The organism is Affinundibacterium seohonense, assembly GCF_014284305.1.
Lineage (GTDB): Bacteria > Pseudomonadota > Gammaproteobacteria > Burkholderiales > Burkholderiaceae_D > Undibacterium > Undibacterium seohonense.
In genome coordinates this window covers 1-18,107 of sequence record NZ_JACOFW010000005.1, presented here as the reverse complement: position 1 = coordinate 18,107, position 18,107 = coordinate 1, and the positions used below count along the sequence as shown (strand labels likewise).

At 48.3% G+C, this 18,107-nt stretch carries 14 protein-coding genes and 1 other RNA gene; 4 read left to right on the top strand and 11 right to left on the bottom strand.

Translation table 11 applies throughout. The annotated features are described in order from the left end of the window. Positions 1 to 116: 116 nt before the first annotated feature. The 8 genes from pcp to H8K52_RS06115 all read right to left on the bottom strand — a co-directional run bounded on the left by pcp (position 117) and on the right by H8K52_RS06115 (position 7,026). Entirely contained in the window at positions 117 to 767 is a 651-nt protein-coding gene (pcp, locus tag H8K52_RS06150) for a pyroglutamyl-peptidase I (protein WP_186922018.1), read from the bottom strand. A gap of 10 nt (positions 768 to 777) precedes the next feature. Further along, positions 778 to 1,767, bottom strand: a complete 990-nt coding sequence (locus tag H8K52_RS06145; RefSeq protein WP_186922017.1) for a DUF979 domain-containing protein — start codon at positions 1,765 to 1,767, stop codon at positions 778 to 780. Further along, complete coding sequence (locus tag H8K52_RS06140) at positions 1,764 to 2,471, bottom strand: DUF969 domain-containing protein (RefSeq protein WP_186922016.1); 708 nt, start codon at positions 2,469 to 2,471, stop codon at positions 1,764 to 1,766. The genes H8K52_RS06145 and H8K52_RS06140 overlap by 4 nt, the downstream gene beginning before the upstream one ends. Before the next feature lie 40 nt (positions 2,472 to 2,511). Further along, the gene (gene pxpA / locus H8K52_RS06135; protein ID WP_186922015.1) at positions 2,512 to 3,285 is read right to left on the bottom strand and encodes a 5-oxoprolinase subunit PxpA; all 774 of its coding nucleotides are present in this window, start codon (positions 3,283 to 3,285) and stop codon (positions 2,512 to 2,514) included. Beyond that, entirely contained in the window at positions 3,278 to 4,252 is a 975-nt protein-coding gene (locus tag H8K52_RS06130) for a 5-oxoprolinase subunit C family protein (protein ID WP_186922014.1), read from the bottom strand. Before H8K52_RS06130 ends, pxpA begins: the two co-directional genes overlap by 8 nt. After that, the gene (pxpB, locus tag H8K52_RS06125) at positions 4,242 to 4,904 is read right to left on the bottom strand and encodes a 5-oxoprolinase subunit PxpB (protein WP_186922013.1); all 663 of its coding nucleotides are present in this window, start codon (positions 4,902 to 4,904) and stop codon (positions 4,242 to 4,244) included. The genes H8K52_RS06130 and pxpB overlap by 11 nt, the downstream gene beginning before the upstream one ends. Before the next feature lie 34 nt (positions 4,905 to 4,938). Next, the gene (locus tag H8K52_RS06120; protein WP_222613707.1) at positions 4,939 to 5,661 is read right to left on the bottom strand and encodes a hypothetical protein; all 723 of its coding nucleotides are present in this window, start codon (positions 5,659 to 5,661) and stop codon (positions 4,939 to 4,941) included. 117 nt (positions 5,662 to 5,778) lie between these two features. Then, positions 5,779 to 7,026 carry an MFS transporter gene (locus H8K52_RS06115; RefSeq protein ID WP_186922012.1) on the bottom strand — a complete coding sequence of 416 codons (1,248 nt, stop codon included), beginning with the start codon at positions 7,024 to 7,026 and terminating at the stop codon, positions 5,779 to 5,781. Between the two features lie 263 nt (positions 7,027 to 7,289). On the opposite strand from H8K52_RS06115, the gene H8K52_RS06110 reads away from it, so the two are divergent. Further along, positions 7,290 to 9,086: a S10 family peptidase gene (locus tag H8K52_RS06110; RefSeq protein ID WP_186922011.1), complete on the top strand. Its 1,797-nt coding sequence runs from the start codon at positions 7,290 to 7,292 to the stop codon at positions 9,084 to 9,086. 45 nt (positions 9,087 to 9,131) lie between these two features. Here the strand turns inward: H8K52_RS06110 and H8K52_RS06105 are convergent, their stop codons facing one another. Both H8K52_RS06105 and H8K52_RS06100 read right to left on the bottom strand, forming a co-directional pair. Then, entirely contained in the window at positions 9,132 to 10,550 is a 1,419-nt protein-coding gene (locus tag H8K52_RS06105) for an MBL fold metallo-hydrolase RNA specificity domain-containing protein (protein ID WP_186922010.1), read from the bottom strand. Positions 10,551 to 10,672: 122 nt separating this feature from the next. Continuing rightward, complete coding sequence (locus tag H8K52_RS06100; RefSeq protein ID WP_186922009.1) at positions 10,673 to 12,382, bottom strand: thiamine pyrophosphate-binding protein; 1,710 nt, start codon at positions 12,380 to 12,382, stop codon at positions 10,673 to 10,675. 296 nt (positions 12,383 to 12,678) lie between these two features. Here H8K52_RS06100 and H8K52_RS06095 point away from each other — a divergent pair, with 296 nt between their 5' ends. The 3 genes from H8K52_RS06095 (at position 12,679) to H8K52_RS06085 (ending at position 17,125) form a co-directional block, all read left to right on the top strand. Next, positions 12,679 to 13,293 carry a chalcone isomerase family protein gene (locus H8K52_RS06095; RefSeq protein WP_343044137.1) on the top strand — a complete coding sequence of 205 codons (615 nt, stop codon included), beginning with the start codon at positions 12,679 to 12,681 and terminating at the stop codon, positions 13,291 to 13,293. Positions 13,294 to 13,360: 67 nt separating this feature from the next. Beyond that, an RNA gene (gene rnpB, locus H8K52_RS06090) (RNase P RNA component class A) lies at positions 13,361 to 13,740 on the top strand. A 211-nt stretch (positions 13,741 to 13,951) separates the two neighbouring features. Continuing rightward, positions 13,952 to 17,125 carry a bifunctional diguanylate cyclase/phosphodiesterase gene (locus H8K52_RS06085; RefSeq protein ID WP_186922008.1) on the top strand — a complete coding sequence of 1,058 codons (3,174 nt, stop codon included), beginning with the start codon at positions 13,952 to 13,954 and terminating at the stop codon, positions 17,123 to 17,125. A gap of 31 nt (positions 17,126 to 17,156) precedes the next feature. Here H8K52_RS06085 and H8K52_RS06080 read toward each other — a convergent pair whose 3' ends face one another. Beyond that, complete coding sequence (locus H8K52_RS06080) at positions 17,157 to 17,876, bottom strand: ABC transporter ATP-binding protein (RefSeq protein ID WP_186922007.1); 720 nt, start codon at positions 17,874 to 17,876, stop codon at positions 17,157 to 17,159. Between the last annotated feature and the right edge of the window lie 231 nt (positions 17,877 to 18,107).

Sequence of the window (18,107 nt, the reverse complement as noted above, 5' to 3'; positions counted from 1 at the left end):
ATTCTAATCTTGCCTATTGCTGTATGACTGATTCTAAACAATATTTTGCGCTTCTTGCATTAAAAAAACTTCACAAAGGAAATATTTCTTTGTGGTAAATCTTATACGTCAGGTGATTAGCAAATTGTTCCAGTGCTCAGTTGAATATCCTTGGATTGCAATAAGCAAGTCTTTAAGAGGAGAAATAAAGCGTTTTCCATGGTTTCCAGAGACATACTGGGTGTATTTGCATGGTGACATGCCTGTTCCGGTAGGTAAGGAATATGGACAAACCCCGCGCGGTGTAAATCCGGATGAGTGTTGGCATAATGCATCAAACCATAAAAAACATGGTTACAAACATAAGTTCCAGCGCTCTGCGATACATTGGCTGGAATGCCGTGTTGCCGTAAGTTTTGCACAATGGCCTTGATTGGTAAGCTACTAAAATAAGCAGCAGGACCATCAGCGACGATGGCTTGATCAATTGGTTGTGCGCCATTGTTATCGGGAATTCTTGCATCATCAATATTGATAGCGACTCTTTCTACGCTGATTTCTGCACGTCCACCAGCTTGTCCCACGCAAACCACTAATGCCGGTTGATGCTGGTCTAGTAGTTGCTGTAGCTGATGAATTGCCAGTCCAAATTCACAAGCTAATTGGGCAACGACGATATGATGGGATTCGTTAACTTGTTTGCCCTCAAAGCGTCGCACGACTTCCCACGAGGGATTCATGGTTTCATGATCGAAAGGGGCAAAGCCAGTCAGTAAAATGGTAGGCATGCGGCTCACTTTAAATCAAAAAATACATTAATACGATATTGCAGGCCAACACAGCAAGTGCAGTTGGTACTTGATACTTGATCACCAGATATTTATCGTTCAATTCCAATAGCACTGCGGGAATGATATTGAAATTAGCAGCCATCGGCGTCATTAGCGTACCGCAATAGCCGGATAACATCCCTATCGCCACCAACGGAGCAGGATCGGCGTGGTGCTGCACAATCAAGAAAGGTAGCGCAATACCCGCCGCCATGACCGGAAAGGCTGCAAAAGCATTTCCCATAATCATAGTGAACATAGCCATGCCAACGCAGTAAATTACGACCAAGACCAATTTGCTGCTAGGGTCAACTAACATCGTTACCAAGGTTTGTATCGACTGTCCGGTTTTAGCGGCGACGAAGACGCCGCCCAACATCGCCAACATCATGGGCAAGATCAATGCCCATCCAATCGCATCGAATAGGCGACGAGATTCTTGCACGGCGACGATGGGGGTGCCACCAGTAATCTTGTACGCATAGACGATACTCAGCAGGCAAGCCACGGTTAGGCAAGCGAGCGTCAGGTTTTTTTGATCGAGTAAAAAAACATCGCCAATTTGGAGATTTTTGCCACCCAAAGTCAGGATGACAGTGATGACAGGAATGGCAATGGCGGGTAGAAACAATTTATTTTTTAACTTGTCAGCGAGTGCCGCTTTATCCCAAATGCCTTTTGGCTGATGCTGGCCGCCACCGAGTAAGTTGCCGCCTGCAATCAAGGCAAGCAGCATGACGATCACACCGAGAATTTTGTAGCTAAGAGGTTTACCCAAGGTGGCGATCATTAGGTCGCCAAATAAAAAACCGATGCCGAATAAAAACCAAAACAAGCCGGTGGTGTAACGCTTGGGATTACTGGTATCGCGCGTACTCATCCAGGCAATCGCCATGACAATACTGCCGATAAGATAAAACACGACTTGGATACTAAATAAGCTGTTGACATTGTTCATGCTGCACCGCCTTGCTGCCATTGCTGTACTTCACGGGCAATCTGCGCATCTAACCAAGACAGTCGAATTAAGTGGATGACTAAGGCACAAATAGCGGTGGGGATTGCCCATAGCCCTATCATTAAGGGTTCAACATCGGTGATGCCATTTTCCTTTAGAAAACTAGTCATTAAAAGAACCGCGCCAAAAGCGATGAAAATATCTTCACCAAAGAACAACGCAATATTGTCACAGGCGGCGGAGTGCGCCGCAATCTTATCGCGCAAGGCTTGGGGCAATTCGCCGTATTTGGATAGCGCCGCGCCTTCGGCCATCGGGAATAATAGTGGGCGTACGGTCTGCGCCTGGCCACCTAAGCTGGTGAGTCCCAGTGAGCAAGTAAATTGGCGCACGAACAGGTATAACATCAAGATACGACCGGTCGTGGCGCTACGTATGCTGGCGACCCAACTCTGTGCACGCTCCTTTAGGCCATACTTTTCTAGTAGGGCAATGATGGGCAGAATCAAGATAATGCTCGCGATCTGACGGCTATTCATAAATTTTTCGCCAAAGGTTTCGAGTAAGACACCGAGGTCCATACCAACCGCTAAACCAGTCGCTAAACCAGCGGCAACCACCACCATTAAAGGATTAAAACGCAGCGCAAAACCGGCGACGATAATGGGAATGCCGACTAAGGGCAACCATAAATTAGCATCCATATTGTGTGTCTCCTGTATTTTTGTTGGGCTATTTTTTAGGTTAATTCGCTGCGATGATAAAACCACGAGTAATGAGCTCGCTTCGTATCGATTCCAACAAACGTAAAGCGTGGATGCCATCACCATGTACACACAGCGTTTCGGCATGGATGTTAATCAGTTCACCGTCCACGCTACGCAGTTGATCATGTTCGACCAAACTTATAGTTTGTTGTACCGCTTCTGCCGCAGTATCGATACACGCATCGGCAAAAGACCGCGCACGCAAACTGCCATCGCTGTTATAACGTCGGTCGGCAAAAGCTTCTTGGATAACTTGAAGATTGGCTGCTTGGGCTTGTTTCACCAATTTGCTTCCGGCTAAAGCGACCAAGCGTAGCTGCGGATTGCAATGTTGAATCACACGAATCAAGACATTACCGAGGGCAGCATCATTGGCTGCTTGATTGTATAAAGCGCCGTGCGGTTTGAGGTGTTGCAGTACGCAGCCCTCCTGAGTGGCAACGCCGCTGAGTTGATCGACCTGTTCACATAATTGTGTGAACAATAAATCGAGTGGTGGATGTTGTGCGGTTCTGCCGAAATTGTCGCGGTCGACAAAGCTGGGATGGGCACCAATCGCAACGCCATTGGCTTTTGCTAATCGAACTGCGGTACGCATACTGTGTGTGTCACCGGTATGACCGCCACAGGCGATATTGGCCGAACTGACGATGGCTAGGATTGCTTCATCATGCACGCCGCCTTCGCCGAGGTCGGCGTTCAAGTCGATCTTGCGTGGTGCGGATACAGTGGCTGATATCGCCTCAGACATGTTTTCTCTCTGGCTTGTAATTGATTGAATTAACGCAATTAAGGCGGGCCAATTCGCGTTGCCATTTCTTTTTCGCGTCCAGTGCGGTGGCGATATCCACCTCCACAAAACAAAAATGCTGGCCTATCGGGGTTTGGGCAATTTTCCATAAATCCGCCTCGATCACCGTCGCGATACGCGGATAGCCGCCAGTCGTCTGGCAATCCGCCAATAATACGATCGGTTGGCCGTTGGCAGGTACTTGTACGACACCCGGTAAGACTGCGTGCGACAGCATGTCGCCGGATTCGCTACGCTGTAAACTGTCACCGCTGAGTCGAAATGCCATACGGTTACTTTGACTGCTAACTTTCCATGCCTCTTGCCAAAACTTTTTACGGGCGCAGGCGTCAAATTGCATAAATTCAGGACCACGGATTGCTCTCACTTCCGGTGTCCAGATGCGTTGTTGCACGCCGATAGAGCGGCCAATATTTTGTGGTGGCCCTAAGGGCAAGATATCTCCCTTACGCAAGGCGCGACCTTCATGTCCGCCAAAGCGCGCCTGTAAATCGGTTGCTCGCGCTCCCAATATTTCAGCTACGGCGATACCACCATCAATCGCAAGATATGCCCGCGCTTCCTTATGTGCACCACGCAGCAATAAACTCTGCCCTGCGCGGGCATAGTGACGCCAGGCTTTGGCGATGGATTTTCCATCTAGTTCGGCAGCAAAATTGGCTCCACACAACGCAAACCAGCTATCGCGATGAAATTGAATCTCGACTGGACCGATCACGATTTCTAGACCAGCGCAGTGTTCAGGATTGCCGACTAGTTTATTCGCCAGAATCAAAGATTGGCGGTCTAATGCACCCGCTTGACTAATGCCTAAATCACGTAAGCCAGTGCGACCAAGATCTTGCACGGTAGTTTGTATGCCCGCTTTCGTGATACTGATGCACGCGGTATTTGCATTATTCGACATCGCTGCGCTCCACCACGAAACGAACAATATCTCCCGCTTGTAATAAGCTGGGCTGTTTCTGTTGTGGATCGAATAAACGTAATTTTGTGCGTCCTATAATTTGCCAGCCACCAGGACTGGCAGCAGGATAAATGCCTGTTTGACTGCCCCCGATTCCCACTGAGCCAGCGGCAATTTGTAAGCGTGGTTCGGCGCGTCGTGGCGTATGGAGTTGTGGCATTAAGCCGCCGAGATAAGCAAAGCCCGGTTGAAACCCTAGAAAATAAACTAGGTATTCAGCTTGGCTGTGATGGGCAATCACCTCGGCTGGACTGAGTTGACAATGTCGCGCAACCAACTCTAGATCGGGACCATTGTCACCGCCATAGCTAACGGGAATGTGTATCTGTCGCGCTTGAAATTCTAAGGGTTCCGTTGACTGCGCCAGTTCTTGTAGAGTCTCCAATAAAGCGCTTGCACTTTGTTGTTGTGGATCGACGATCGCACTTAAATTATTCATCCCCGGAACGATATCGATGCAGGTGCCCATTTGCTTGAGCTGGTGTGCGATACCCGAAATGGTTCGTTGGCAATTGACATCGATTTGCGTCGATTTGGACTGCATGACTGCAGTCCGCTCACCCAGCAAATAAAATGAAAATTCGGGCTTCATCAATGTGAAATGTTGGCGCTAATAGTCGTCATGCCTACCAACGGAAACCAAGTTTAACGCTGACAGTATCATTGTCACCAGTGCGATCCACTTCTGCCGCCAGATTCATTAAACCAAAGTTCGCATTCACCCCAGCGAACACTTTATTGGCGGTTGGTGAAACTTTTTGTAAGCCATTCACATTCGGCGTCACACTACCCCAGACTTTGCCAGCACCAATATAAGGTGTGAACATGACAAAGCCCTTGGACACCAAGACTTCAACGCTGGTGCTATCAAATCCAAGTTGGCTGACACCGGATAATTTCGAATAGGCACCGCGAATGGCAATGGCGGGTAGGGCAACGTTGCCTTCTAATAGCGAATAACGCGCTTCTAGACCCATCAATTTGATATCGGAATCAGGTACCGCACTTAAGGATGCGCCGATGTCGATATTGAACGGCAGACCCTTATGCACATGCAGCTTAGGAACGATCAAGGTAGACACATCCGCTCCTGCTTTTTTCCAAACCGAACTATTAGCCAACTGGGTAAAACTTAATTCAGCACCGAGATCAAATCCAGTAATCCCAGTCGCCGCCGCTGGCGTTACACCTTTATAGCTGGCGGCAGAAGTGAAGTCAGTGGCGAGACGTCCAAATTCAGATTGGCTTAAGGTTTTTAATTGGGTAAAGTCAGTGCCTGCCGTGGCGAGTGCAGAGGCGCTGCACATGAGGCTGGCAGCGAGGACTTGAACAACATTTTTTGAAAACATAATGACTCCGGTCGACATAAGGTGTTGCTGGCAATTGCTAGGGTAAATCGCTAGGCGATGCCAAGTTTGAAAAACGGCAAATTTTAACCTGCTAAGGCGAGCTGCAGTGGATTTTTACTAATTTACCGTGTTGGCATTGGTGCTTGGAAAACGCTGTGAGAAAACGATTAGTCCCAACAAAGTTAAACCAGCAAACATAGCGCCAACATAGAATGTGAACGCGGGACCCAAACCTTCCCATAACAGTCCCGCAATGATACTAGCGAGTAAGAGTGCAATACCACTGACCAAATTAAAGAAACCAAAGGCGGTCCCCCGCAAATCAGCAGGCGCACATCCTGCGATCATGGCGGATAACAAACCCTGCGTCATGCCCATATGGATGCCCCACAATACCACACCAGCTAGTAAGCCAGACCAGTCAGTGCTGAGCGCCAGACAGAGGTCGGCCAGAATCAAAACAAAGAGGCCGATGCCCAGCAAGGTGGCAGGTGCCAGACGATCTGATAGTTTGCCAAAAGGATAGGCGCTGGCGGCATACACCATATTCATCGCTACCATCACCAAAGGGACGTAAGCCAGGGGGATTTGCAATTGCTGCGCCCGTAACAATAAAAAAGCTTCACTAAAACGCGCCAGCGTAAAAATGCCACCCAAGCAAACCACCCACCAATACGAAGAACCCAAACGCTGCAAATTGGCTTTACTGATAGGGTTGCTCGGACGTTTGCTGATATTCGTATTGGGCTCTTGCACGCCAAAAAACAATAGCGCCATGGCCGCGACACCGGGAATCACAGCCAGCCAGAAAATACTACGAAAATCATTTGCCCATAACAGCATTAAGCCGGTAGCGAGTAGGGGGCCAACAAATGCACCAACAGTGTCTAGGGATTGGCGTAAACCAAAAGCGGCACCGCGCATATGCGCTGGGGTGATGTCTGTGATCAAGGCGTCGCGTGGGGCTCCACGTATGCCTTTACCAATTCTATCCATCAGTCTGGCCGTGATTAATAAGCCCATGCCATTCGTAATCGCAAACAGAGGTTTGGTAAAAGCGCTCATGCCATAGCCAATCACAGCCAAAGTTTTGCGCTTACCGAGTTTGTCACTCAGCGCTCCCGAAAATACTTTTACAATTAAGGTAGTTGACTCCGCGATGCCATCGATTAAGCCTACGGCAAATACACTCAATCCCAAAGTGCTGACCATAAATAAGGGCAGCAGGCTGTGTATCATTTCTGAAGAAATATCCATCAGCATGCTGACCATGCCAAGTACCCAAATGCTCTTGGGGAGTTGCTGCTTAGTTGGGGGTGACGGATTGTCTGTGGCGTTTTTTTGGTTGTCAGCGGAAGAAGTCATTATGCTCAGTTGCTACGGTCAAGAAAGTAGGCTACTACTTTATGTCAGCAAGGTGTAAATTAGCAAGTGGCTTGATCGGACTGTCGTAATTCTTGTTGAAAGTGTGGACAATGGACAAATCGAGTTTGCGGCGCCCATCTGGCGTTCCTCAAACAGGGTCTGGGCTGGTAAATGTCGACAAGAAGATTGTGTGTCCGACTTCTTAAGAATTGCTTTCGAGGAATGACTGAATTTCCGCGGATTTATGTGCATGGAGGTGGAGGATGAATACATCGGTAAATCAATGCTTAAGAGCTAGTGCCTTGGTATTGTTGTTTGGACTGAGTGCCTGCGGTGGCGGGGGCAGTCAAAGCGGCAGTAGTACGCCTGATCCGATTGCACAATTACCTGGAACCTTGGTCGATCCTGTTAACTATTCCTCCAGTGCGAATGCCGCCTTAAGCTCGGCAGTGGAAACTAGTGCCAACACCTCGCACAGTATTACTTTGAATGGTACGACGATTCCCTACACCGCCAAAGCCGGCCATCTCACGGCAAAAGCGACGGGTACTGGGCAGGATCAGGCTTCGTTTTTTTATGTTGCTTACACGGCAGATAATGTACCTGCTGCGTCTCGACCCATCACCTTTTTCTATAATGGCGGCCCTGGCTCAGCCAGTGTCTGGCTACATTTAGGTTCCTACGGTCCCAAGCGCTTAGTGACCGGCATGCCGTCTACTAGCTTGGCGCGACCATTTGCCTTGATAGACAACGCCGAAAGCTTGTTGGATACGAGCGATCTGGTGTTTGTGGATGCGGTGGGCAGTGGTTTGTCTCAAGCAATCGCCCCATTTACCAATCGTAGTTTTTGGAGTGTCGATGCTGATGCTGCGGTGTTTCGTGATTTTGTGCAGTGTTATCTCACGGTAAATGCCAGGCAAGCCTCGCCAAAATACTTGTTCGGCGAGTCATATGGTGGGCCGCGTACCGCCGTGTTGGCGGCATTGCTTGAGAGTGCGGGCGTACAACTTACAGGCCTGGTTCTGCAAGCTCCTGTTTTGAATTACAACAGCAATTGCGGCCTAATTGGTCAAGCGACAGTAAGTTGTGGTGGCTATCTACCTAGCTATGCGGCGACTGGTCAATATCATCGTTTGAGTCGACCATCGGTAAGCGATTTGTCTGCCCATCTGGCACAAGTGCGTGACTTTAGTGCACAGCGATACACTCCTGCCGTGCAAGCATTGTTCGCAGGTGGGGTGCTACCTGTAGAGCTGCCGCAACTGCTTAGCGATATGACTGGATTGGCGCTTAGTCATTGGCGCAGCAATTTCAACATGCAAGCAAGTTTGTTTCGCAATCAGCTCATTCCAGGTAGCTTGATTGGCCGCTATGACGCCAGAGTGTCAGCCCCAGTTGGCAGTGCACTAGCTAGTGAAGGTGATCCGTCGAGTACGCTCATTAGTGCGTCTTTTTCCAGCGCCATCAGCGCTTACTTGCGCGATACCCTGCGTTACCGCAATGCTTCAACTTATGTTTTGTCCAGTAACGCGATTGAGATTTGGGATTTCCGTCATGCAGGAAAAAATTTGCCCGACACAGTGCCTGATCTCGGCGCTGCATTGGTGTTGAATCCACAATTACGTGTCTTGGCACTGAATGGCTATCACGACCTAGCGACTCCCTTTTATCAGACCGAACTAGATTTGGCGCGGCTCAACTTACCCGCACGCGTGCTGCTACGTAATTACGCTGGTGGTCACATGACTTATCTGGACGATGCTGCCCGGGTGGTAAGTAAGACCGATTTGCAGGCATTTTATCGTGGTACGTTGAAAGGAACTCAGGTAAATATCCAGGGGGAAATGGCGAGTGTACTGGCAGCACCACCTAGTTTTACAGAGATTGGCATCAACTCAGTGCCCTCGACTGAGGCACTGCAAACGCCATTGCGCGACCCCTGGATACCGCCAGCGCTTCGCCCACTCGTGCCTCCGCCACCACCTAGCGAAGGGCAGGTTTTGCGGCGTGAAATTGAAGCTCGGACACGTGACTTGCGTCAACGCGTTGGTGGCAAGTAATGGCAATCGCCAAAGGCGCGTTGCACCGCGTCGCGTGATCGGAATTTACAGAGCTTTCAATGCAGGCAAAGTGAAACTCTGGCCTTTCTCAGGGATCAATACAGACGTATTTTTCAAGCATGTAGCAAAGCTCTGCATCACAGTTTCTTCGCCATGCACCAAGATAGTATGTTCTGCTTGCGTTTTTTTCTGCCATGCGAGTAATTCATTGCGGTCGGCGTGGGCTGAGAAGCTATTGATGGTGTAAATAGTCGCGTTGACATCAATCTCTTCACCAAATAATCGTATGCTCCTAGCGCCGTCGATAATTTGTCTTGCTAGTGTGCCTTGGGCGGCAAAACCGACAAACACAACGCTGGCATTTTTGCGCCATAAATGATGTTTTAAATGGTGTCGCACACGACCACCGGTACACATGCCCGAGCCAGCCAAAATAACTGCGCCGCTAGTGATGCGATTGATCGCCATGCTATCAGCTGCATCGCGAGTAATGTGTAAATTATTTAGTTGAAATGGATCGCGTTTTTGTTGGAAGAGTTTGGACGCTTCTTCATCGTAGCACTCAGGATGTTGTCGGAAAATTTCAGTTGCTGAAATCGCCATCGGCGAGTCTAAAAACACATGCATCGCTGCTGGTAGTAAACCTTTTTCTACACCTTCGCGCAGATACCACAATATCTCTTGTGAACGTTCGAGTGCAAAGGTGGGAATGATGACGTTGCCACCGTGCTTAAACGTATCGTTAATCGCCAGATAAAATTCTTTGACGGATTCTTTGAGTGAGCGATGTAAGCGATCACCATAGGTCGTTTCCATGACCACGATATCGGCTGGTGGTGGCGCCACTGCGTCGCGCAGGATCTTACGACCATCGCTACCAAGATCACCTGAGAAGATGATGCGACAAGTTTTGCTACGTTCTTTCAGATCGATGGCAATGCTGGCAGAACCCAAGATATGTCCTGCATCGTAAAACGTGGCGGTGATGCCCGGTGCGACTTTGATCGCTTGTTCATAATGCGCGACACGCCCAAAAAAATCGAAGCAACGCGTGGCGTCGTAAATCGTGTACAGAGCTTCTTCGGGATGGTTTTGCTCGCGACTGTGTTTTCTATGTCGCTGTTGTCGATGTTGCTGCGACTTTGCATCGGCTTCTTGTAAATGTGCCGAGTCTAACAAGACTAAACGCGCTAAATCTTTACTGGCGGCCGTGGTGATGATCTCACCATGAAAACCACGTTTGACCAAGAGCGGTAGTCGACCGCAATGATCGAGGTGGGCATGCGTCAATAGCACAAAATCGATACTCGCGGCATCAAAGCCAAAATCCTCGGCATTTTCTTCTGATAAGTCTCGCCCACCTTGAAATAGACCGCAGTCAATCAGAATTTTTTTACCCGCACATTCGATTAAGTGACATGAACCCGTTACGTCTTTGTCTGCGCCATGGAAGGAGATTTTCATTGTCGTTTCCTGATGATGAATGGGTTTGCGCGTCAAGACGCCGAGTTAGATTTTTTAGTATAAGTCGAAAAGATGTTGCCAAGCGATGTCTTAGAACCCAAGACCTTAATCAAGATCAAACTTCATTTGCCTGCGTCGATTGCCGTTTGTCGTATCTTCTCTAAACTCGCACCGGGTGTAATCAAATTACCGTCATAGCGTAATTCGATCAAAGCTGGCAAATGCTGTTCTCGTGTATGCGTCACTGCGCGCTGTAAGGCGGCACAAAAGTCTTCGGTGCGTTCAACCACCTCGCCATGTGCGCCGTAAGCTCGAGCGAGGGCAGAGAAATCTGGGTTGTGTAATTGCGTGCCAGAGATGCGGCCCGGGTATTCGCGCTCTTGGTGCATGCGTATAGTGCCGAACATAGCATTATTAAATACGATAATGATGACGCCAGCGCGATACTGCATGGCTGTTGCTAACTCCTGTCCATTCATCATAAATTCACCATCGCCGGCGAAGGCGATCACGGTTCGATCAGGATCGACAATTTTGGCGGCAACAGCTGCTGGTACGCTATAGCCCATCGCACCTGAAGTCGGCGCTAATTGGGTACGAAAGCCACCATACAAAAAGTAACGATGTGCCCAGGTCGCATAGTTGCCAGCACCGTTGGTGATGATGGTGTCGGCTGGGCAGGCGGTTTGAATGTCATGTACCACTTGCCATAAATTGAGTGGCGCTTGTTCTTGCGCGAAGATGGCTGGTTCTTGTTGCCATGCGCTTAAGTCTACTTTAGCTTGTGCTAACTGATTTTGCCAGCCTTCGGCTTTGATATCGGGAAGGGCAGCGAGCATTGTCATGATTTCGCGCATGCCGCTATTGATCAGCATATCGGCCTGATAGACGCGCCCTAGTTCTAATGCATCGCTGTGGATGTGAATTAAGGATTGTTGTGGGCAAGGTGCTGTAAATAAGGTGTAGCCACTAGTGGTCATTTCGCCCAAGCGTGGGCCGATGGCGATCACCAGATCTGCGTTTTTAATTCTTTGTGCAAGTTTAGGATTAATACCTATACCGACGTCACCTACGTAATTCGGATGCGTATTGGCGATCAAGTCTTGAAAGCGAAATGCACAGGCCACTGGTAAATGCTGACGCGTAGCAAATTGAGCTAGTTGTTCGCAAGCCTGAACATCCCAACCGCCACCGCCGACCAGTAGCAACGGGCGTTTGGCTGCACTTAGGCGCTCGTGTAATTCTTGGAGTTGTCGATCAGAAGCACTGGCTTGCACTGCTTGATAGGAGCGAGTGTCGGCGATAGTCGCCTGTCCAAATAAACAGTCTTCGGGCAATGCCAAAACGACCGGGCCCGGCCTTCCGCTTGTGGCGACTTGAAAAGCACGCGCAATATATTCGGGAATACGATCGGTGCGGTCAATCTGCGCAACCCACTTTGCCATTGGTGCATACATACGACGGTAATCAATTTCTTGAAAGGCTTCACGTTCGACAAAGTCATTGCCGACCTGACCGACAAACAAGATCATCGGTGTGGAATCTTGGTAGGCGGTGTGCACGCCTATCGATGCATTGGTGGCGCCAGGGCCACGCGTGACAAAACATATTCCAGGCTTCCCGGTCATTTTGCCGTACGCCTCTGCCATAAAGGCGGCACCACCTTCCTGACGATTGACTGTGAAAGTGATCGCGCTATCGTGTAGTGCATCAAGCACTGGCAAATAACTTTCCCCAGGTACGCCAAAAATACGTTCGACACCATGAATAGTTAATGCATCGATCAGAATTTCGCCACCTGAGCGTGATTGCATAGTTTTAGTTAGCGCCATTTTATTGAATCCAAGTTATTTATTTTTAGTACATGCTTAACGTAGCAGACATCATGTTGAACGATGATTACTAACCAGACTTATGACAACATAGGCAGTCGTCAATGTTGTCGTTATTGTGGTTTGTTCGATTTTACTTTCTTTCAATGGATGTGAATTTAGTTTAGCTAATCGGTCGAAAAGTAAGGGAATCGCTTGCAAGACACCGAATTTAACACTATCGTAAAGGGAATAAAAAAAGCACGGTCGTTCAAATATTGTTTTGTAATGACTATTGACTTACGTTAGGAGACAACGTGAAAACTAGTACAAATATCATTTCAAAACTATGCCGTTTGGGAGCCGCGTGCGGGTTAGTGTTTTTCACGGGATCCGCGCTACCTGCCTTCGCCGATACGGTCACGATATCCGGCGTCAAATTGGAAGATACCGCACAAGTCGGCAACCAAACTCTCAAGTTAAATGGTGCTGGCGTTCGTTATAAAGTGATTTTCAAAGTGTATGTTGCGGCTCTCTACTTACCAGAAGCGAAATCGACCACCCAAGACGTTTTAGCACTACCAGGTGCCAAGCGTGTGACCTTGGTGATGTTGCGCGAGCTCAGCAATGATGATCTCGGACAGCGCTTTATGGATGGTCTGCGGAATAATTTGGATATTGATGAACGCGGTAAATTGATTAAGCCAATGATCACGTTTGGACAAATGTTTTCCTTAGTGCCGGTGTTGAAAAAAGGCGATGTGTTGACTTTTGATTGGATCCCAGGTACTGGAATCGTGTGTCAATTCAATGGTCAAAAAATCGGTGAAACGATCAATGACCCTACGTTCTATAATGCCGTCTTAAAAATTTGGCTAGGCAAACATCCAGCAGATGACGCTCTCAAAGACAAGATGCTCAACGCAAAATAATCTTCGGTAACAGGGATTTCTCTCGAAGCTTGAGTCCAATAGCCTGCTAACTGGTACAATGCCAACCGAAGCAGGCCAGACAATCGCTGGTTGCCGTGTTCACACGGTGACGGGAGGAAGGTCCGGACTCCATAGAGCGGGGTGACGGCTAACGGCCGTACGTTGAAAGCCAAGGCGCAAGCTGAGGTATAAGGCGAGGAATAGGGCCACAGAGACGAGTCTTTGGGGAGTAGCGGGCGCAAGCCTATGCTAAACCACAAAGGGTGAAACGCGGTAACCTCCACCCGGAGCAATTTCAAATAGGCACGCGTTGAGGTGGCTCGCTGAGCGTGCGGGTAGAAAGCTTGAGCGGCGGAGCAATCCGTCGCCTAGAGGAATGATTGTCATAGCGCGATGTAGCGATGCAAAGCGCCGTAACAGAATCCGGCCTATCGGCCTGCTTCATTTTTACCATCCCACCATCCCAGCACCACAGATACCTCGACTATTCAAGTCGGCTTCTCACCCGATTGCCCACACTTCCTACACATTCTTAAGTTCATTTGCGCAGTTTATTGGTGTACGGTGTAGGCAATGTTACACTTCGATCACAATCAATGAATGACGAATTGCGATTCAATTTAGAAGCGCAGAACCGTCAGTGAATCAGGGGTGATGCATGCCGAGTAGTAAGAAAAAAAACGAGATTCGGGAAGTGCCAGTTTGGCTGTTGATTAGTTGTGTTCTCCTCATCATAGCGGCAATCCTTGCCCAAACCTGGTGGTCGATTACCCAAGATCAAGCGATCACTGTCGCTGCCGCAAACAAGAATAGTTTATTGAATCTCAGAATTCTGGAAGAACACGCCAATCGCGTTTTACACGATGCGACCCGGGCAACGGTGGCAACTGCTGAGGAATTACAAACCAAAAATGAGAGTGTCCTGCGCGACGAGGCGAGTGTGCGCAGCATACTGAGTAATCAGCGTCGGGACTCGCAGTTTATCGCCGCGTTATCTTTGATTGATCGTCACGGCATGCTGTGGGCTTCCTCTTTGCGTTTCCCCATTGATCCCATCGACCTGTCTGCACATGATCATATCGCCTATTTGAATAAGTCCGTGAACGCTTATCAAAAGGGGATCCAAATTGGTTCGCCGTACACGCCTAAAAAATCTTCACAAGCGATCTTGCCTATGGCTAGAAACGTCTTTGACCCTAGTGGGCAACCGATAGGTCAGGTGCAGGCTGAAATTAGTCTAAGTTATTTTCAAGAATTTTATGAGCGCGTGGCGAAAGACGCTGGTGCTAAGATTTCTTTATATGACAAAGAAGGGCGGGTGATTGTACAAGCCATGACGAATCATGCTGCTTTTAAAGCTGAAGTCGATAGTGCAGTGGCGCTTAGCATTAAAAATAGTTTTGCTGAAGAAGGGCGTTTTGAAAGTGCGGTGATTGGCGCAGATCATGCGACTAATTATACTTACTTGAAAATGAGTGATTTTCCCTTGGTCGTCGTGTTTGGTCGTGATCTCAATACGATCTTATTAGAGTGGCATACACGCTTGGAACAACGCTTGGTTTTCGCCGCCTTGTCGATTATCTTTACCCTTTTGCTGGCGCTGTTGTTGTACAAAAAAGTGCAACATCTCAAACTTTCCAGAGAAAAATTGACAGACAGCGAACGGCGTTATCGACTGCTGTTTCAAGACGCTCAAGATGGGATTTTGTTGATTAATAAGACTTACCATTTTGTTGATGGTAATCAAAACGCGCTAGAGATGTTGGCAGTCGATAATAAGTCGGATTTACTAAGTCTCGATATTGGCGAGTTTTCCGCCGATTGGCGCTACACACAACCAACCGTGGCGGCAAAAAAAGCTGAGTCGATCAGAAAATTTGTCGACCTTGCGTTTAAAGGAACGGTGCAGAAATTCGAGTGGATGGCGCATCGACGGGGTAAAGACTGGTTTAGTGAAGTCACCTTGAGTCGCATCAAAATCTCCAACGACGTCATCGTATTTTGCGTGATGCGCGATATCTCACAACGCAAACATGCTGAACGCTTATTGCAGGGACAAAATCAGCTTTTGCAACTGATTGGTAGTAGTGAAAGTCTCGAGTCGATTTTGATTGATACTTGCCATTTTGTGGAAAAAAATAATCCACATTGGCATTGCGGCGTCCAGTTACTATCAGTCGATCAACGTCTGTTTACCGAAACGATTGGTCATCACTTCCCAGACATTTTGCGTCGCCAATTGACCGAGGCACCAGTCTGTCATGGTAATGGCGTGTGGAGTGAGGCAGTACTTGAAATGATTCCGGTGTGGACCCAAGAAATTCCTAAATCGTCGGCGATGGAATTTATCGCGCAGCGCAAATTGCTGGCCAATTATGCTGCTGTCGGGTCGTGGCCTATTATGGGTAAGACGGGAGCGATTCTAGGAACCTTCACCTTGTTCACGGAGTCCACGGCGGCATTGAGCAACGAGGATTTGAGTTTAATCAGCATTGCGACCGATGTCTCCAGTATCGCGATTGAAGGTAAACGTGCCGAAGAAAAAGCGATCCGATTGGCGCATTATGATGACATCACCAAACTACCGAATCGTTTTTTGTTTAGCCAATATGTTTCCAAAGCTTTGCTCTACGCGGAAGCCAGCCGGGATAATTTAGCGGTATTTATGTTGGATTTAGATCGCTTTAAAGCGATTAACGATAGCTTCGATCATGAAGCTGGTGATCAGGTTTTGCGTGACGTCGCGACTCGATTGAAGGCATGCATCTCCGAGTCAGAAACGATTGCGCGAGTGGGTGGTGACGAATTTATGTTGCTGTTGGATCGCGACAAGAGCCCGCGTGAATTGACAGAAATCGCCGATCGTTTATTGCAGGCTGCGGCCATGCCTCTCGAGGTCGCCGGACAAGAATTGCAAATCAGTGCCAGCATTGGTATTGCGGTCTATCCTGACGACGGTAAAGACGCGCAGGTCTTGATGAAGAACTCTGAAATTGCGATGTATCGCGCCAAGCACAACGGTAAGAACAATTATCAGTTCTATGATGCCAATATGAATGTGCACACAATCGAATTATTGGCTTACGAAGCGCAATTGCGTAGAGCGCTGGATAACCGGGAATTTGTGGTGCATTACCAACCTAAAGTCAGCGTCGCCACTGGCAAGATTGTCGGCGCCGAGGCATTGGTGCGTTGGCATCATCCTGACAATGGCATGATTTATCCTAGCGACTTTATTGGTCTCGCCGAGCAAGCAGGTTTGATCGGTAAGATAGGCATGCAAGTGTTGGATATTGTGTGTCGCGATATTGCGCATTTTCAAGCTGTCGGCAAACAGTTTGGCAGGATCGCCATTAATTTGTCCGGTGCTCAATTTAACGATGAGGGCTTACTGGAAGTCCTGCAAAAAGTGATTGCCTTTTGGAAGGTACCTAGTAGCGCGATTGAGTTTGAGATCACCGAAAGTATGGTGATGAATAATCATGAGCAAGCCATAGGACATATGGACGCCTTGAAGGCGGCAGGATTTACGCTATCGATTGATGACTTTGGTACTGGTTATTCATCGCTCGCTTATTTAAAACGATTCCCGGTCGATAGTTTAAAAATTGATCGTTCGTTTATTATGGATATCCCTGGCGATAGCAACGACACGGCGATTGTCTTGGCAGTCGTGGCAATGGCGAAAACCTTAGGTTTGAAGGTGGTGGCAGAAGGTGTAGAAAACGTCACGCAACTGCAGACTCTGCTGGCATGTGCTTGCGACGAGTATCAAGGTTTTTATTTTTCTAAGGGGGTGCCAGTCGATGATTTCTCGCGACTCTTGGGCTAATGTAAATCGTGGACTTTGATTCAAGACGAAATTAAGACGAAATACAGCGCATGTAAGCCTGCTCCAAACTCTCGGCCGCATATTGTTCACGACAGGCTTGCGGTGAACCGACAAAGCGTAGATGTCCCTCGTGTAAAATCGCCATACGATCACAAAGGCCTTCAACGTCCGCCAGTGCATGAGAACTAAAGAATAAAGTGCCACCTTGTTCGCGCAGTAATTGTAAGCGCGCGCGTAATAATGCGCGCGCTTTGGGATCCAAGCCACTCATAGGTTCGTCTAAAACATAGAGTTTTTTCTGCGCCAAAAAACAAGCGACTAAACCTAACTTTTGCGTCATGCCTTTTGAGTAGGAACGCACGGGCTTGCTCAATGCGGATAAATCCAAATCTAAGTCGTGCATAGCCTGCTCCGCGAGCGCCTGTTGATACGGTATATTCTGTAAGCGCAGCATATATTTGATGAAATCTTTGCCAGTCAAATAGTAGGGAGGCATAAAGCGTTCGGGCAAGAACGCCAAGGATTCACGGGCATGGGTGAGTTGATTACTGACGCCAAAAATTTCTATGCTGCCTTGGTCTAGTTCACAGAAATCTAGTAGACATTTAAGTAGGGTGGTTTTGCCTGCACCGTTCATACCAACCAGACCAAAAAACTCACCAGGCGCGATCGCCAAGTCGATCGATTTTAAGACGGTTTTTTTGTCGTAATGTTTGACGACTTGTTGCAGATTTAGGGCGAGCTGAGTCATGTGATTGGCAGAAATGACGAGAGCGTAGATGATAGCATTGTCAAGCTAGCTGCAAACATCACTTGTCCGTGCGGACATAAAAAAGCCGGAAATATTTCCGGCTCCAGACTGCTGACAAACCCCAAAAGGCCTCGCCAAGTGCGAGGCCTTTTGGTTTAATAGCGGCATGCTAAAAACACCGACACCTTTCCAACACGAATTAGAAATGGTCACCTTGGAACAACTGGTTCC

Excerpts from the sequence above, each read along its gene's own strand:
- pcp (WP_186922018.1), bottom strand. The coding sequence starts at position 767 with ATGCCTACCATTTTACTGACTGGCTTTGCCCCTTTCGATCATGAAACC.
- H8K52_RS06145 (WP_186922017.1), bottom strand. The coding sequence starts at position 1,767 with ATGAACAATGTCAACAGCTTATTTAGTATCCAAGTCGTGTTTTATCTT.
- H8K52_RS06140 (WP_186922016.1), bottom strand. The coding sequence starts at position 2,471 with ATGGATGCTAATTTATGGTTGCCCTTAGTCGGCATTCCCATTATCGTC.
- pxpA (WP_186922015.1), bottom strand. The coding sequence starts at position 3,285 with ATGTCTGAGGCGATATCAGCCACTGTATCCGCACCACGCAAGATCGAC.
- H8K52_RS06130 (WP_186922014.1), bottom strand. The coding sequence starts at position 4,252 with ATGTCGAATAATGCAAATACCGCGTGCATCAGTATCACGAAAGCGGGC.
- pxpB (WP_186922013.1), bottom strand. The coding sequence starts at position 4,904 with ATGAAGCCCGAATTTTCATTTTATTTGCTGGGTGAGCGGACTGCAGTC.
- H8K52_RS06120 (WP_222613707.1), bottom strand. The coding sequence starts at position 5,661 with ATGTTTTCAAAAAATGTTGTTCAAGTCCTCGCTGCCAGCCTCATGTGC.
- H8K52_RS06115 (WP_186922012.1), bottom strand. The coding sequence starts at position 7,026 with ATGACTTCTTCCGCTGACAACCAAAAAAACGCCACAGACAATCCGTCA.
- H8K52_RS06110 (WP_186922011.1), top strand. The coding sequence starts at position 7,290 with ATGAATACATCGGTAAATCAATGCTTAAGAGCTAGTGCCTTGGTATTG.
- H8K52_RS06105 (WP_186922010.1), bottom strand. The coding sequence starts at position 10,550 with ATGAAAATCTCCTTCCATGGCGCAGACAAAGACGTAACGGGTTCATGT.
- H8K52_RS06100 (WP_186922009.1), bottom strand. The coding sequence starts at position 12,382 with ATGGCGCTAACTAAAACTATGCAATCACGCTCAGGTGGCGAAATTCTG.
- H8K52_RS06085 (WP_186922008.1), top strand. The coding sequence starts at position 13,952 with ATGCCGAGTAGTAAGAAAAAAAACGAGATTCGGGAAGTGCCAGTTTGG.
- H8K52_RS06080 (WP_186922007.1), bottom strand. The coding sequence starts at position 17,876 with ATGACTCAGCTCGCCCTAAATCTGCAACAAGTCGTCAAACATTACGAC.